The organism is Roseobacter sp. HKCCA2468, assembly GCF_037805105.1.
GTDB lineage: Bacteria > Pseudomonadota > Alphaproteobacteria > Rhodobacterales > Rhodobacteraceae > M30B80.
Window position 1 is genome coordinate 78,192 of the sequence record NZ_JBBLYN010000002.1, and the last position, 15,728, is coordinate 93,919.

Here is a 15,728-nt window from a genome sequence, read left to right on the forward strand (position 1 = left end):
AGCACCTGCTCTTCCTCGTTCTGGATGGGGTCGGTTCGTGCCTGCCCCTTATTCCACAATTTCGCCTCATTCTGACGATAAGGCCGCCTCAATTGCCACAATATTGCCTAAATTTAATACCTAATGCAACACATTAAAAAAGACCCCCACACCGATAAGGATGCAGGGGTCTGAAATTTATCCAGTCAGATCAGGGCAAAAGCGCAGGTGCGCTTGAAACTAGACCCAAGGACGCGCGGATTGCACGGTTGCTTCAAAGGCGTCAATGGCCTCGACCTTGGTCAAGGACAGCCCGATATCATCCAATCCATTGAGCAAGCAATGTTTGCGGAACGGGTCGATTTCGAAGGCGATCTTCTGGCCATCGGGGCGGGTGATCTCTTGAGCCTCAAGGTCGATGGTCAAAGTGGCATTCGCGCCGTTTGACGCGTCATCCATCAGTTTATCCACCTCTTCCTGCGGCAGAGGGATCGGCAAAATCCCGTTCTTAAAGCAGTTGTTGAAGAAAATATCAGCAAAGCTCGGTGCAATCACGCAACGAATGCCAAAATCCAACAAGGCCCAAGGCGCGTGTTCGCGCGAGGAGCCACAGCCAAAATTGTCGCCAGCGACCAAAATCTGCGCGTCCCGATAAGCAGGTTTATTCAGAACGAACTCGGGGAGTTCATTGCCTGATTGATCAAAGCGCATCTCGTCAAAGAGGTTTTTTCCCAAACCAGAGCGTTTGATCGTTTTCAAAAACTGCTTGGGGATGATCATATCTGTGTCGATATTGATCAGCGGAAGCGGGGCTGCAATCCCCGTCAGGGTTGTAAACTTATCCATGGGCCTCTCCTTGAGATCGGTCAGGCTTTAGCCAATCTGGCCCGCAGGGGCAAGCCATACTCACACCCCGCGCTCATGGGATCATAAAACTCAGGCCTGCCCAACGCGTGCCCCACACGGGGCCATCTTCTTGGGGTGTAATCTCATCCAAAACCACGGCATCGGCGAAATAGGCGTAACCTGACATGACAGGCAAGTTCACCTCGCCTTGATCATTGGTGCGATGCAGCGTGATCGTGACCTCACCTTCAGGGCTGCGCGCAAACAGCTCAACCTGAACAGCGGCGCGCGGCGTGTCTTGATCAAAAAGCTGAAGCAAGAACCCATCGCTCACATCGTCATGATAGGGGTTCTCCAATGCAACGAATTCGGTCGACAGACCAAATCGCTGATCTTGTCCTGCCCCCTCGCCTACGGCGAACAACGCCTTTACATGGCGGGTATAGGCCTCGGAAAAACCCGAACGGGGCAGGCCGCGCGCATTGTGGCGCGCTTCGACCGCGCCAAAATCTTTATGCGCGGCAAATGCTGCAAATGTTTCCCACTCTGACCATGTGACCAATTTCGGCGTGCTTTCGTGGATCATCACCACCAAACCATCAGCAACACCCGCAACATGGGCGGCAGGGCGATCCCCAAAACGCCCCTCAACGGGCCGCAAGCCATTGGCATCAGCAATTTCAAACCGCGTGAAATCTCGCGGCAGATATACCATCGGCGCACCGCGAAATTCAGTGCCCACACGCAAGTCAGCGCGAATTTCCCCGCCAGACGGAACCATGTATTCGAGGGGATCAATCCAAAATTCATGCGCAAATAGCTTGCCCGCCAACAAAATTGCGCCAATGTTAAAACAAACGGCCAGTTTCATTGCATCTCTCCCCTTTAACCTAGGCAGTGACCATGATCTTAAGGCGCATTTTGTCAAACAATTCCCACATCACTTTTTTGTTGGCGATGCTGTGCTTGATGTTCAGCACATCAGCACGGGCCCATGAAATTCGCCCCGCAGTGGCCGATGTGTCTGTCACCGCCGATGCGGTGGAGATGAGCATCTCCCTGACGCTAGAACCGCTGATTGCAGGTATTAACCTTGCGGGTCTAGAGAACACCAATGACGCGCCAGAGGCGTTGATCTATGACCAATTGCGCGCGCAATCGCCCGAGGCCCTGCGCGCCGCGTTCGAGGGGGCATGGCCGCGCATTCAGGACAATATCCAGATTGTCGTGGATGGGGTGACACTGCCCCCTGAATTTGTGGGTGTCAGCATCACCCCCAATCCCGATTTGGAACTACCACGCGACACCACTTTGACCCTGCGCGCCGATTTACCTATGGGGGATGCGCCCGTTCAAATTGGCTGGAGCGCGTCTTATGGCGAATTGGTGCTGCGTCAGGTGGGCGGCGGGGCGGATGCCTATCAAGGCTTTCTCACCAATGGCCAATTATCAGCACCTTTGCCCCGCGGCACTGCCCTCAGCGAGGGGGCATGGCCCGTCTTTACCCGATATGTTGTCGCAGGGTTTGAGCATATTATCCCCTTAGGGATAGATCATATTCTGTTTGTTTTGGGCCTGTTTTTCTTCTCGCTGCGCCTCAAGCCTTTGTTGCTTCAGGTCAGCGCATTTACTTTGGCCCATACCATTACGCTTGCCCTTGCAAGTCTTGAGATTGTGCGCGTCCCCGCCTCGGTGGTCGAGCCATTAATTGCTGCTTCAATCGTCTATGTGGGTGTCGAAAACATCCTCGGCCGTGAAAACCTACGCGCCCGCACGGCGTTGGTGTTCGGGTTTGGCCTGCTGCACGGGCTTGGCTTCGCTTCGGTTCTTGGGGATTTTGGGATCACCGCAGACCGCTTTGGCGTGGCATTGGTCGGTTTCAATATCGGGGTCGAATTTGGTCAGCTTGCGGTCATCGGTCTGGCCTTCCTTGCGGTTGGCCTCTGGTTTGGCAAGCGCGATTGGTATCGCCCCTTCATCGCAGTCCCCGCCTCGGTGGTGATCTCCGCCATTGGGGCCTATTGGGTGGTCGAGCGCACCTTGCTTTGACGCAACAAAAAAGCCCCACCAAATCGGCGGGGCTTTTTCGAAATTCACCAAGGGCGAAGTTACATCATCTCACGCACATCAGTGAGGCGTCCTGTAATCGCCGCAGCCGCAGCCATTGCAGGGCTCATCAAATGGGTGCGACCACCGCGCCCCTGACGCCCCTCAAAGTTGCGGTTTGATGTTGCTGCACAGCGTTCACCGGGCTGAAGTTGGTCAGGGTTCATCGCAAGACACATGGAGCATCCCGCAAGACGCCATTCAAAACCTGCCTCGATGAAGATATCAGCCAAACCTTCTTCCTCAGCCTGCGCGCGCACGAGGCCAGAGCCGGGCACAACCATCGCGCGCTTTACAGCGATTTTCTTACCCTTCAGAATTTCAGCTGCCGCGCGTAAATCTTCGATGCGGCCATTTGTGCAAGACCCGATAAACACCGTGTCAATCTCGACATCCTGCAAACGCTGACCCGGTTTGAGGCCCATATATTCCAAAGAACGGCGTGCGGCATCAACCTTGCCGCCTTTGAAATCTTCGGGCGCAGGGACAACATCAGTGATTGGCAATACATCCTCAGGGCTAGTGCCCCATGTCACCACTGGCGCGATATCCTCGCCCTTGATGGTGATGACCTTATCCCAATGTGCGTCCTCATCCGAGAACAGGGTCTTCCACCATGTCAAAGCGGCCTCCCATTGCGCGCCCTTTGGCGCATGGGGGCGGCCCATGACATAGTCAAAGGTCTTTTGATCAGGCGCGATCAGGCCTGCGCGCGCGCCGCCCTCAATCGCCATGTTGCAGACCGTCATGCGCCCTTCCATCGACAATTCGCGAATGGCTTGGCCGCAATATTCGATCACATAGCCTGTGCCGCCCGCCGTGCCCGTATGGCCGATAACGGATAGGGTAATGTCCTTGGCCGTCACGCCTGGGCGCAGACTGCCTGTGATCTCGACTTTCATATTCTTGGATTTTTTCTGAATCAGGGTCTGGGTGGCCAGAACATGCTCAACCTCAGATGTGCCGATCCCATGCGCAAGCGCCCCAAAGGCCCCATGGGTCGCGGTATGGCTGTCGCCACAAACCACGGTCATGCCTGGCAATGTCCAACCCTGTTCAGGGCCAACAATATGCACAATGCCCTGACGCACATCAGAAACGGGGTAATAGTGTATCCCGAAATCCTTGGCGTTTTTATCAAGCGCCTCAACCTGAATGCGGCTTTCCTCATTCATCCCACCTTTCAAACGATCAGGTGTGGTGGGGACGTTATGATCTGGCACGGCGATGGTTTTCTCTGGCGCACGCACCGTGCGCCCTGCCATGCGCAGACCCTCGAAGGCCTGCGGGCTTGTCACCTCATGCACAAGGTGGCGATCAATATACAAAAGGCAGGTGCCATCCTCAGCCTCATGGACGAGATGGGCATCCCAGATTTTGTCATAAAGGGTTTTTCCTGCGGTCATGTCTTTACTCCTTACGGGTGATTGAATCAGGGAAATCGGTTTGCGTCACAAGGACGGCAAACGCCCCCTGTCGCCAGAGGCACGCCCGAAAAAGCGCCACGGCAGGCGCGCGCGATCATCCATGTCAAACACCCGTGTCATATGGGCCATTTACTGCGCTTGAGGCTGCGGCGCAAGCGGTGAGCGCGCGACCTAGCCTTTGAGATCAGAGAGGTTAAAGGATGGCGCCAGCATATCTGGGTCAAGCCGCAATTCGATCAGATGCAAGCCGCCCTGCAAGGCCGCTTTAAAGGCAGGCGCAAATTCATCGGTGCGGGTCACCAAATGACCCGTCCCGCCATAGGCCTTTGCCAAGGCGACATAATCAGGGTTGAATAAATCCGTGCCAGACACGCGCGCTGGATAGGTTTTCTCTTGGTGCATCCGAATGGTGCCGTAGCGGCCATTATTGGCGATCACCACGACAATATCCGCCCCAAATTGCCGCGCTGTAGACAGCTCCTGCAAAGTCATTTGCAAGCAGCCATCCCCCGCCATGCAAATCACAGGGGTTTCACAATGCGCCAATTTGGCCGCGACCGCCGCAGGCAATCCATATCCCATCGAGCCAGAAGTCGGCGCAAGCTGTTGACCGAAGCGGCGATAAGAAAAATAGCGATGCACAAATGCCGCGTAATTGCCTGCGCCATTGGTCACGATCCCACGCCCCCCAAGAATACGGGACATCTCAAGCACGACTTCCTCAAGGCGCACATCACCCGTTGTGGTTTGGGGGTTTTGCCACGCGCGATAGGCCGCATGCGCGCGCGCGGCGCGACCCTGATCTTGTGCGGGGATATCATCTAAAACCGCCCGCGCCACCCGCAGAAAAGCGGGGATGTCACAAACCATACTTGCATCAGGGCGATAGACGCGACCCAATTCATCCGGATCAGGATGCGCGTGATAAAGCCGCCCCTGCCAACCCTTGCGCGGATCGCGCAATACATATCCGCCTGTCACCACCTCACCCATGCGGGTGCCTAGGGCCAGAACCCCATCCGCCTTGGCAAAACTTTGCATTGTTGCGGGACAGGCCCCGACACCCAAATATCCCGCGAAGCAAGGGTGATGATTATCAACATAATCCTGCCGCCTGAAACTGGTGGCGATTGGGGTGTCCAAATGTGCTGCAATCGTTTCAGCATCCGCGCGGGTCTGTTCTGACCAATCGCTGCCACCCACCACCATCATGGGGGATTTGCACACAGCGAGGGCGCCAAGCCAGTCCCGAACAATCTTCGGATCAGGCAAGGAGGACGAAACATCAGAAGGGGCCAAATCAACACAGTCTGCCACAGCCGAAAGAATATCCTCGGGCAGAGCCAAAACCACAGGCCCCTTGCGGCCCGATTGCGCCACACGAAACGCGCGCGCGATATATTCTGGCAGTCGGTCAGTTTGCTCCACCTCCGCAACCCATTTTACAAGCGGGCCGAAAAACGCACGATAATCAACCTCTTGGAAAGCTGCGCGATCCCGATGCGCCAGCGGAACCTGCCCGACAAAACAGACCAACGGGGTGCTGTCATGCATGGCCACATGCAGACCAGAGGCGGCATTGCTGGCCCCAGGCCCGCGGGTAACGAATAAAACGCCCACCTCGCCCGTGGTTTTTGCATGGGCCTCGGCCATCATGGCCGCACCTCCCTCTTGGCGACACACGATGTTCTCGATTTGGTGATCGTAAAGCCCATCCAATGCGGCCAGAAAACTTTCACCTGGAACAGAGAAAACACGCCGCACCCCATGCGCTGCAAGTTGATCTGCAAGGATTTTGCCGCCATGGCGTGAAGGGGGGGTCATTGTTTCAATCTCTATCCTGACTATCTTTGCGAGGAGCATAGACGAAGAAGGGTGCGAGATGTCCAGAGGAAGATTAATCGGGCTGTGCGGGGCGTTGCGCAAAGGATCAAGCAATCGAAAACTGATGAACGCGGCTGCGCAGAGCTTTGACCCCGCTGAATTTATTGAGGCGAATTTGCAGCTTCCGCTCTATGATGGGGATGTTGAAGACAGCCAAGGCATCCCTGAGGCGGTGATCCGCCTGCGCGATCAAATCGCAGCGGCGGATGCGGTGGTCATCTCGACCCCTGAATATAACAAGGCGCTGTCAGGGGTTTTGAAAAATGCGCTTGATTGGATCAGTCGCACCGACAGCAACCCGTGGCGCGATAAACCCGTTGCGATTATGTCTTCAGCAGCAGGGCGCGCAGGCGGCGAGCGGGCGCAATATTCGCTGCGCCTCTGTCTAACGCCATTTCGTCCACATCTTTTGACTGGGCCCGAGCTCTGTTTGGCGCAAGGGCCAGATCAATTTGATGGCGAGGTTCTGATCAATGCGCGCGCGCAAAAAACCCTTGATGAATTGATGGGTGAATTGCGGCGTGCAGCGGGGCTTTAGGCCTGTGCTGGCAAGGACACAGCGGGTGCGAAATCAGAGGGGATAGTATCGCGCCCCTCTAGCACCAAATCGGCCATGACATCGGCAACACGGGGGGCAATGCCGAACCCAATCTTAAAGCCACCATTGGCAATAAAGTGATCCGTCCGAAGCGGATGCCGCCCCAGCATCGGCGCGCGGCTTTTGGCGCGGGGGCGCAGACCCGCCCAACGCGTGACAACCTGCGCACTTGCTAAAGCAGGGCATAGCCTGCGCGCCTTTTCAATCAAAAGATCTAGATTGGCGTCCGTGGTGGATGGGTCGTTAAAGTCGCGCTCTGACGTTGAACCGATGGCAACCTGCCCGCGCCCCTGCGGCCCTTCATGCGGCACGAAATGCACCCCATCTATGAAAAGCTGTGGAAGGCGGCCCATATCCGCATCAAGGATTGCCGCCTGTCCCTTTTGGCCCGCGCCCACCGCCACGCCAAAAGCATCGGACAGCTCTGCCAAACCTGCGGCACCTGTAGCCTCAACCACGGCTCCCATCAGCGGGGCATCACTGACGATCTGCCCACCCTTGGCCCGCAAAGCTGCGGCCAAGGCGACCAAACCCTGACGCGGGGCAAGCCTTGCGCTGAGACTGTCGAAAATAACCTGCTCGGTGGGGCTTGAGATCCATGGCGCATAATCGGCGGCAGGGCGGATGTCCCAGATATAGCGGCCCTGCCAATGGGTCTTGGCCCCGCTTTGACGCGCGCGCGCCAGATCAAGCCCTGCCTGATCCATGATCGGCTGCACGCGTCCGACCCGCGCATAGCCAGAAGGCAGATTTGCGGCATCAGCGACACCTGCCCAAAATGCGGCTGCCCCATCAAGAGCTTCGAATTGGAATTGTTTTTTCGCGTTCCATTGTTCGGGCACGTGAGGGGCCAAGGCCCCCACAACACCGCTAGAGGAACCTGCGCCAATGCCGTTAGGATCGATGACTTGCACCTTTGCGCCGCGCGCGGCACAGGCCCATGCAGTGGCAAGCCCAAAGATCCCTGCCCCCAAAACTGTCACATCGTAGCGCATGATTTCGCCCCTTGCCAAATTTCGGCGACAGGCTCAGTTTGCCAAAAGCCCGCAATGTCGCGGGTCTTTTAAGGCAAGCCATGAATAAGAGCCAGCCACATCCCCTTGAATGGCGGACGGGTGATGTTCCCGTCTCGCGCCAATTCGATGATCCGTTCTTTTCGCTCGATAACGGATTGGCGGAAACCACCTATGTCTTCCTCAGCGGTAATGACCTACCCGAACGGTTTTGCGATGGGTTTCACATTGCGGAACTTGGCTTTGGCACAGGCTTGAATTTTCTGGCCAGCCTTGCCGCGTTTCGCGCGGCCAAGACCGCGGGCGTTTTACATTTCACATCTTTTGAAGCCTTCCCGCTGCAAAGTGATGACTTGACCCGCGCATGGGGGGCGCATCGCGCGAATTTGCCCGCCGATGCCTGTGCCGCGCTGACCCAAAGCCCTAATTTGCCACCACAAATCATAGGCCCTGACTACGTTTTGCAGCTTGTTTTCGGGGATGCGCGCTTGACATTGCCCCAATGGGATGGGGTCGCAGATGCGTGGTTTCTTGACGGGTTTTCACCTGCCAAAAACCCCGAGCTTTGGGAAGATGATCTTATGCAAGCCGTGGCAGAGCATACCAAACAGGGCGGCACTTGTGCGACCTACACCGCCGCAGGCGCAGTGCGCCGCGCCCTTGAGTGCGCGGGGTTTTCTATCACGAGGGCGCAAGGGTTTGGCCGCAAACGCCATATGACGAAGGGGCGCAAGAATTGATCGAGCAGAACACCCGCAAGGGCATTTTCCTGATGATTGCCACGACCATCGTCTTTGCCATTCAAGACGGGATCAGCCGCCATTTGGCGGGTGAATACAATGTTATGATGGTCGTGATGATCCGCTATTGGTTCTTTGCGGCATTCGTCATCGCCATATCCGCCCGCAAGGCAGGCGGCCTCAAAGCGGCGGCTGCCACCAACCAACCTTTTTTGCAGGCCTTCCGTGGGATTCTGTTGGCAGCCGAAATTTGCGTGGCGGTGTTGTCCTTCACGCTTCTCGGTCTGGTCGAAAGCCACGCGATCTTTGCCTGCTATCCGCTTTTGGTTGCGGCCCTATCTGGGCCAATCCTTGGGGAAAAGGTGGGCTGGCGCAGATGGGCGGCCATTGGCACGGGCTTTATCGGCATCCTCATCATCCTTGAGCCTGGCGTGACTGTTTTTGCCATTGAGGCGCTGATCCCATTGGCATCGGCGCTGATGTTCGCGGTCTATGGGCTTTTGACACGATACGTGTCCCGCCAAGACAGCGCGGCAACCAGTTTCTTTTGGACGGGGATCACGGGTGCGATCTTTATGACAGCAGTGGGCATCTGGTTTTGGGAGGCCATGGCCCCTACCGATTGGATCTGGATGGGGTTTTTGTGCATGACAGGCGCGCTTGGGCATTATTTGCTGATCCGCGCTTATGAGGTGGCCGAAGCCAGTGCCGTTCAGCCTTTCGCTTATTTGCAGATGCCGTTTTCATCGATTATCGGGATATTAATCTTCGGCGATGTGCTGCGGGAAAACGTGGCACTGGGCGCAGGGCTTGTGGTTGCGGCAGGGTTGTTCACCCTCTTCCGCGCCCGCGCCAAGGAAAAAGCAGAGCAGATCAACGCCGTTGCAGCAGTTCCGACAAATGCGGACGCTGCAACGCCCCCGTCAGACGCGCCTCGTAAATCTGAAGGCTCTCCGTGACGCGCATGATGTAATTGCGGGTTTCAGTAAAAGGCACGGCTTCGATCCAATCCACAATATCAACTGCGGGATCGCGCGGATCACCAAATCGCTCGATCCAAGCGGTCGCGCGTGAAGGCCCCGCATTATAGGCGACAGCCAAAAGCACGGGGTTCGTCCCGAAGTCTTCGCTGAGATATTGCAAATATCCAGCGCCAAGCCGCGCGTTATAGGCGGGGTCGCTCAGCAAGCGCTGCTCTTCATAAGCAATGCCTTGTCGGCGCGCCTCGGATTGGGCCGTGCGCGGCATCACTTGCATCAAACCGCGCGCCCCTGCAGGGCTGATAACTGTGGGGTTAAACTCGGACTCGCGCCGCGCGATGGACAAGACAAAAGCAGGGTCAAACCCCAAATCTGCGGATGCCAAATCGGTCACGGGAAAATAGGCAGGCATGATTTCATGCCCATCCAAGGCCGCGCGTTTTGCAATCATGACCGCATAATGCGGCTCGCGCAGTTCAAGCGCGAATTGGGCCAGCGCGCCTGCCTCGGCACGACTCAGGCTCTCGGTCAAATGGGTCATAAAGCGTTCTGCCAAATCCCCCTCGCCGGCCTGATGTAACAACAACGCCGCGTGAAACACCGAAGAATTCGCAAAGGAGGCCTGCCGCCAATCGCCAAATTGCTCGCGGCCTAGGAACCCTTCATCTTGCGGGAAACCTCCGCGCTCTGCGGCCAATTGACCATAAAAACTTGATTGGAATTCAGCGCCATAGGCATAGGCAGAACGGGCCGCCTCTGTGTTGCCCAAGGCCTCTTGCGCGCGCCCAATCCAATAGCCCGCACGCCCTGACGAAATGGGCGAATCCACAACCGACCGCATGGCCTCAAAATGGGTCAAGGCGCGGGCGGCATTGCCAGATTTCAGGGCATTATATCCCGCCAACCATTCCAATTCCGCGTAATCGCTCGCATCGCGTTCGGGCGAGAGGAAATGCGGCGCGGCCAATTGGTAGGCCTGCGCAAAATCCCCTTCGCGCATCACATCGCGGGCCAATGAGGCACGCCGCCACGACCAATATTCAGGGCGACCCAATCCGTCTTGCGAGGTGGAACGCGCCAACATCATCTCACGCGCACCATCCCAAAGCCCTGCCTCCATGCGCCAACGAAACCGCTCAAAAGCAAGCCCCGCATCATCTGCATATTGTGCTGGAACAGCATCGATCAGCGCATTGATCCCATCACTGCGCCCAGCCCGAAGGGCCAAACGCGCCGCCGCCAAGGCACGCGCGCCACTTTCCACTTCGGTCATCATCTGCTCGGCAAGGACGGTTTCCCCCTCCCAGAGCAACATATCAAGCCGCGCAAAATTCAGCGCGGCCAGATCCGAACGATGCCGCGCCAAGAGATCTGCAACCAAATCGCGGGACAGTGGCATGGTCACCCAAGCCTCACGCAGCACTTGCTGATAGGCTGTGTTGTTTCCACGCGCCTCATGGGCCGCCAACAAACCGCGCAGCCCATCGGTGGTCAGGGGCATAGCACCGCCAAAATAGGCAATAACCTGATCAGGGCTGCCCCCCTCGGCCATGGCCCCCTCACCTTGTTGGTGAAGATATGGCAGACCCGGCCAATCGCTACGGCGCTCTAGAAAATCGGGATATTCTGCCGCTGTGCCCCCTTGGGCGCGCAAAATAACCCATTGCACAACATCGCGGGCAACAGCGTCAGCCAGACCCGATTGAAGCGCGCGCGCACGCTCAAAATCGCGCTCTGTTGCCGCCGCGATTGCCGCGCTGAGGGGGCTTTGGGCCAACGCAGCGCGAATTGGCATCACCAATGCGACCAAAGCCAAACCCACGGCCATAATGATCTTATGCCATCTACGTCCTGTGCCTATCGCGCCTGTCACGGGTGAACCCCTATATTTTAAAAGATCAAAACCTGCTCGGGCGCTATTGTGCGCCTCTTTGACCCCCAAGCTATATCTTCCCTCGACATCTGCAAGAGAGGAACTTGGCAATTCTGTCGAAGATCGCTAGTGTCCGCGCGGTCTTGCGCTTATGTTGGGATGGCAAGGCAGATCATCTGTCCAGAAACGAAAAAAGGAAGCGTGTCATGTTCAAAGGCTCTATGCCCGCATTGGTAACGCCGTTCACAAACGGCGCTGTTGATTTCGGCACGCTTGAAAAACTCGTGGAGTGGCAGATCACCGAAGGCAGCCACGGGCTTGTGCCTGTTGGCACCACAGGCGAAAGCCCAACCCTGAGCCATGAAGAACATGAGGCCGTGATCAAGGCGGTTGTGAAAACCGCCGCAGGGCGCGTGCCCGTTATTGCAGGGGCAGGATCCAACAACACAGTCGAGGCATTGCGATTTGTGCAATTCGCCAAGGATGTGGGGGCGGAGGCCGCTTTGGTGGTAACGCCCTATTACAACAAGCCCACGCAAAGAGGCATGATTGCCCATTTCGAGGCATTAAATGAAGTCGGCATTCCGATCATCATCTATAATATTCCGCCCCGCTCTGTGGTGGATATGATGCCTGATACGATGGGCGCACTCGCCAAGTTGCCAAATATTATCGGGGTGAAGGATGCCACTGGTGATCTCAGCCGTGTGCCCAAGCAACGCATTACCTGTGGCACGGATTTCGTACAGTTGTCAGGTGAGGATGCCACTGCCATAGGCTTTAACGCACAGGGCGGTGTAGGCTGTATTTCCGTCACAGCGAATGTTGCGCCCGCGCTCTGTGCCGCGATGCAAGAGGCAACTCTCCGCGGCGATTACGCGGCGGCGCTTGAATATCAAGACAAGCTCATGCCGCTGCATGAGGCCATTTTCCTTGAGCCAGGTGTCGCCGGTGCAAAATATGGGCTGTCTCTGTTAGGACGCGCAAATGATGAGGTGCGGCTGCCATTGACCACGCTGAGCGATGCGACAAAAGCGCGGATCAAATCGGCCATGCAGCACGCGGGTCTGATCGCCTGATCGGCAAGAAGGGCCGATATGGCAAAGAAAGACGAAAATAAAAACTACAAGGTCATTGCCGAGAACCGCCGCGCGCGGTTTGACTATGCCATTGAATCTGACCTTGAGGTTGGAATCGTCTTGCAAGGCTCTGAGGTGAAGTCACTACGCCAAGGCCAATCCAATATCGCCGACAGCTATGCGGCGGTTGAGGATGGCGAATTGTGGTTGGTGGCCGCCTATATCGCACCATATGCCCAAGCCAAAACTTGGGGTCATGAAGAACGGCGTAAACGCAAACTTCTTTGCTCAAAGCGGGAGGTCGCGCGTCTGTGGAACGCCTCGCAACGCGAAAGTATGACCCTTGTGCCTTTGGTCATGTATTTCAACGATCGCGGCATCGTGAAGCTCAAGATTGGCATCGCCAAAGGTAAAAAAGTCGCCGATAAGCGCGAAACCAGCGCCAAGCGTGATTGGAACCGCCAAAAGCAGCGGATTCTCAAACAAAACGGGTAAGCTGTCATGCGCCCTTTGCCTGATCACCAATTTGGGCTAGGTCTTTTTGAAGGTCGCCTTGACCCAACCGCGCCGTGGAGTTTGCTATGACTGATGATCCTAAAACCCTTGTCTCAACCGAATGGCTTGCGGCCCATCTGTCGGATCCTGACCTGCGGATTTTGGATGCATCTTGGTATTTGCCCGATATGAACCGCGATGCTCGCGCGGAATATGACGCGGGCCATATTCCCGGCGCTCGCTTCTTTGATATTGACGAGATTAGCGACACCCAATCTGCCTTGCCCCATATGGCACCACCCTCTGAAAAATTCATGTCGCGGATGCGCGCGATGGGTGTGGGTGATGGGCATCAGGTCGTGGTCTATGACGGGGCGGGCATATTTTCAGCCGCCCGCGTGTGGTGGCTTTTCCGCCTGATGGGCAAAACGGACATCGCCGTTCTTGATGGGGGTTTGAAAAAATGGAAGGCCGAAGGTCGCCCCTTGGAGGATATGGCACCAATCCTGCGCGACCGCCACATGACCGCACAACGCCAAGCAAATTTGGTCAAGGATGTAACCCAAGTCGCTGCTGCCGTGAAATTGCGCGATTGGCAGATTGTTGATGCGCGCGGCCCCGCGCGGTTCCGCGGTGAGGAACCTGAACCGCGGGCAGGACTGCGCGCTGGCCATATTCCGGGCGCATTGAACGTGCATTATGCCACGCTGCTCAATTCCGATGGCACCATAAAAAAAGGCGACGCTTTGCGCGCTGCCTTTACCGATCAAGGCGTTGATCTGGAGCGGCGGATTATCACAAGCTGCGGCTCTGGCGTAACGGCGGCTATTTTGTCCTTGGGGCTAGAGATCCTTGGGCATCGCGATCATGCGCTTTATGATGGATCTTGGGCCGAATGGGGCCAATTTGATCAGCTGAAAGTTGAGACGGGATGAGCCTGATTAAGGCAGGAACCGAGGTTCCCTATCGCGTCACTTTTTTGCGTATGACCGCGCGGCCTGACACCCAAACCGCGCTGCCCCAAGACATCACGCTTGAGCGCGTTATGGATCCGCCCCTTTGGTATTTTTTTGCGCTCTATGACGCGGTGGGACGCGATTACGAATGGGTAGATCAACATAATCGTCCCGAGGCTGAACTGCGCGCCTTTCTCGAAAGCCCCTTGGTCGAGTTGTGGGTCGCCAAACGTGGCGGCGTGCCGCAAGGGTTTTTCATGCTTGATTTCACCGACCCGCCGATCTGCGATCTGGCGTATTTTGGCCTTATGCCAAATGCCGTTGGCCAAGGGTTGGGCCGCGCCCTTTTGAACCAAGCATTGGCACAAGCGTGGGATGGCGCAGGCGTCACATCCGTCACAATAAACACCTGCACGCTTGACCATCCGCGCGCACTGGCGCTCTATCAATCGGCGGGTTTCGTGGCTGAGCGGTTCGAAGATCGCAGTCGTATTCTGACCCGCGACAGAGACACATCACTTCACCCTGCCTAAAGGCCTATGATGTTTGAAACGCTGACCGCCCCCGAAGCTGATAAAATCATCCGTCTGATGGGGATTTTTGCGGCTGACCCGCGCCCTGAAAAAATCGACCTTGGCGTAGGGGTCTATAGAAACAGCCAAGGGCTGACCCCAATCATGGCAGCGGTCAAACAGGCCGAGCGTCAGATTTGGGACGCACAGCACAGCAAATCCTACGTCTCGCTTGCAGGCGATAAAGCCTATCTTGATGCGGTCGAGGAGCTGCTATTTTCCACGCGCGGGGCCAAAGCCGCGATTGCAACACCTGGTGGAACGGGGGCATTGCGCCAATGTTTTGAGGCGCTCAAATATCTGCGCCCAAACCTGACGGTATGGCTGCCAGAACCAACATGGCCCAACCACGCCTCAATCCTGCGTTATTTGGGTCTGCAGGTTCAGACCTATCGCTTCCGCGATGAGGCAACAGGCGGGTTGGATCACGCAGGCCTGATGGCGGATCTGGCACAAGTGGCACAAGGGGATGCCGTGGTCATCCACGGCTGCTGTCACAATCCAACGGGGATTGAACCAACCCCAGACACATGGCGCGACATCGCCGTGACACTGGCCAAGCGCGGGGCCTTGCCCGTGCTTGATATGGCCTATCTGGGATTTGGCAGTGGGATTGAACAAGATCGCGCGGGTTTAGATGTGATCTGCGCTGAATGCCCCGAAGTTTTGGTGGGATTTTCAGCCTCTAAATCCTTTGGGCTGTATCGGGATCGCGTGGGTGCGGTTCTGGCGCAATGCCACAGCCCTGCCATTCAATCTGAGATGCAAGGCTTGCTGACATGGCTTAATCGCCAGAATTATGCCTTTCCCCCAGATCATGGGGCGCGGGTGGTGCAAGTGATTTTGGATGATCCCGAACTGCGTGCCAACTGGGTGGCCGAGCTATCGGCGATGCGTCAAGAGATTGACGCGAACCGCCAATGCTTTGCCAATGATTTGCGTCAGCACCAAATGGGTCGCCTCGCAGATCAAATCTCGGAACAACGCGGGATGTTCTCGCTGCTGGGCCTCAGCCCCGATAACGTGCGTCAGTTGCGCGAAACGCGGGGGATTTATCTGGTTGAGGACAGTCGCGTCAATCTTGCGGCAATGACACCCACGGCCAGCCGCATCGTGGCCGAAGCCATTTCAACGCTTGCACAAGCTGGGCAATCAGCATAGAGCGCGCCCTGTCCCGCGA

General features: G+C 56.7%; 15 protein-coding genes. 9 read left to right on the forward strand and 6 right to left on the reverse strand.

Features of this window, described 5'->3' with window-relative positions:
• Positions 1 to 219 precede the first annotated feature (219 nt).
• Positions 220 to 825, reverse strand: a complete 606-nt coding sequence (leuD, locus tag AAC620_RS06840) for a 3-isopropylmalate dehydratase small subunit (RefSeq protein WP_340243756.1) — start codon at positions 823 to 825, stop codon at positions 220 to 222.
• Positions 826 to 898: 73 nt separating this feature from the next.
• Positions 899 to 1,696 carry a DUF4198 domain-containing protein gene (locus tag AAC620_RS06845; RefSeq protein ID WP_340243758.1) on the reverse strand — a complete coding sequence of 266 codons (798 nt, stop codon included), beginning with the start codon at positions 1,694 to 1,696 and terminating at the stop codon, positions 899 to 901.
• A 98-nt stretch (positions 1,697 to 1,794) separates the two neighbouring features.
• Between AAC620_RS06845 and AAC620_RS06850 the strand changes: the two genes are divergently transcribed.
• Positions 1,795 to 2,874 carry a HupE/UreJ family protein gene (locus AAC620_RS06850; protein ID WP_340243760.1) on the forward strand — a complete coding sequence of 360 codons (1,080 nt, stop codon included), beginning with the start codon at positions 1,795 to 1,797 and terminating at the stop codon, positions 2,872 to 2,874.
• Between the two features lie 59 nt (positions 2,875 to 2,933).
• Here the strand turns inward: AAC620_RS06850 and leuC are convergent, their stop codons facing one another.
• Together leuC and AAC620_RS06860 are read right to left on the reverse strand one after the other, a co-directional pair.
• Positions 2,934 to 4,337 (reverse strand): 3-isopropylmalate dehydratase large subunit, encoded by a 1,404-nt coding sequence (leuC, locus tag AAC620_RS06855; protein ID WP_340243762.1) that lies wholly within the window; start codon positions 4,335 to 4,337, stop codon positions 2,934 to 2,936.
• Between the two features lie 192 nt (positions 4,338 to 4,529).
• Complete coding sequence (locus tag AAC620_RS06860; RefSeq protein ID WP_340243764.1) at positions 4,530 to 6,182, reverse strand: thiamine pyrophosphate-dependent enzyme; 1,653 nt, start codon at positions 6,180 to 6,182, stop codon at positions 4,530 to 4,532.
• A 58-nt stretch (positions 6,183 to 6,240) separates the two neighbouring features.
• Here AAC620_RS06860 and AAC620_RS06865 point away from each other — a divergent pair, with 58 nt between their 5' ends.
• A complete protein-coding gene (locus AAC620_RS06865; RefSeq protein WP_317657226.1) occupies positions 6,241 to 6,780 on the forward strand; it encodes an NADPH-dependent FMN reductase in 540 nt (179 codons plus the stop codon).
• Here AAC620_RS06865 and AAC620_RS06870 read toward each other — a convergent pair.
• A complete protein-coding gene (locus AAC620_RS06870; RefSeq protein ID WP_340243767.1) occupies positions 6,777 to 7,835 on the reverse strand; it encodes an NAD(P)/FAD-dependent oxidoreductase in 1,059 nt (352 codons plus the stop codon). The two genes, AAC620_RS06865 and AAC620_RS06870, sit on opposite strands and share 4 nt — an antisense overlap.
• Positions 7,836 to 7,915: 80 nt before the next feature.
• Between AAC620_RS06870 and mnmD the strand changes: the two genes are divergently transcribed.
• Together mnmD and AAC620_RS06880 are read left to right on the forward strand one after the other, a co-directional pair.
• On the forward strand, positions 7,916 to 8,593 hold the full coding sequence (gene mnmD, locus AAC620_RS06875) for a tRNA (5-methylaminomethyl-2-thiouridine)(34)-methyltransferase MnmD (protein WP_340243769.1): 678 nt from the start codon (positions 7,916 to 7,918) through the stop codon (positions 8,591 to 8,593).
• Positions 8,590 to 9,552, forward strand: coding sequence for a DMT family transporter (locus AAC620_RS06880; protein WP_317657223.1), 963 nt, complete (start codon positions 8,590 to 8,592; stop codon positions 9,550 to 9,552). Before mnmD ends, AAC620_RS06880 begins: the two co-directional genes overlap by 4 nt.
• Here the strand turns inward: AAC620_RS06880 and AAC620_RS06885 are convergent.
• Positions 9,467 to 11,446 carry a lytic transglycosylase domain-containing protein gene (locus tag AAC620_RS06885; protein WP_340243770.1) on the reverse strand — a complete coding sequence of 660 codons (1,980 nt, stop codon included), beginning with the start codon at positions 11,444 to 11,446 and terminating at the stop codon, positions 9,467 to 9,469. The two genes, AAC620_RS06880 and AAC620_RS06885, sit on opposite strands and share 86 nt — an antisense overlap.
• 206 nt (positions 11,447 to 11,652) lie before the next feature.
• Between AAC620_RS06885 and dapA the strand changes: the two genes are divergently transcribed.
• From dapA to AAC620_RS06910, 5 genes are all read left to right on the forward strand, one after another.
• Positions 11,653 to 12,525, forward strand: coding sequence for a 4-hydroxy-tetrahydrodipicolinate synthase (gene dapA, locus AAC620_RS06890; protein ID WP_317657221.1), 873 nt, complete (start codon positions 11,653 to 11,655; stop codon positions 12,523 to 12,525).
• Positions 12,526 to 12,543: 18 nt separating this feature from the next.
• A complete protein-coding gene (smpB, locus tag AAC620_RS06895; RefSeq protein WP_340243772.1) occupies positions 12,544 to 13,020 on the forward strand; it encodes an SsrA-binding protein SmpB in 477 nt (158 codons plus the stop codon).
• A gap of 86 nt (positions 13,021 to 13,106) precedes the next feature.
• Positions 13,107 to 13,955 carry a 3-mercaptopyruvate sulfurtransferase gene (sseA, locus tag AAC620_RS06900; RefSeq protein ID WP_340243774.1) on the forward strand — a complete coding sequence of 283 codons (849 nt, stop codon included), beginning with the start codon at positions 13,107 to 13,109 and terminating at the stop codon, positions 13,953 to 13,955.
• The gene (locus tag AAC620_RS06905) at positions 13,952 to 14,509 is read left to right on the forward strand and encodes a GNAT family N-acetyltransferase (protein ID WP_340243776.1); all 558 of its coding nucleotides are present in this window, start codon (positions 13,952 to 13,954) and stop codon (positions 14,507 to 14,509) included. The genes sseA and AAC620_RS06905 overlap by 4 nt, the downstream gene beginning before the upstream one ends.
• Before the next feature lie 6 nt (positions 14,510 to 14,515).
• Positions 14,516 to 15,709, forward strand: coding sequence for an amino acid aminotransferase (locus tag AAC620_RS06910; RefSeq protein WP_340243778.1), 1,194 nt, complete (start codon positions 14,516 to 14,518; stop codon positions 15,707 to 15,709).
• Positions 15,710 to 15,728 lie beyond the last annotated feature (19 nt).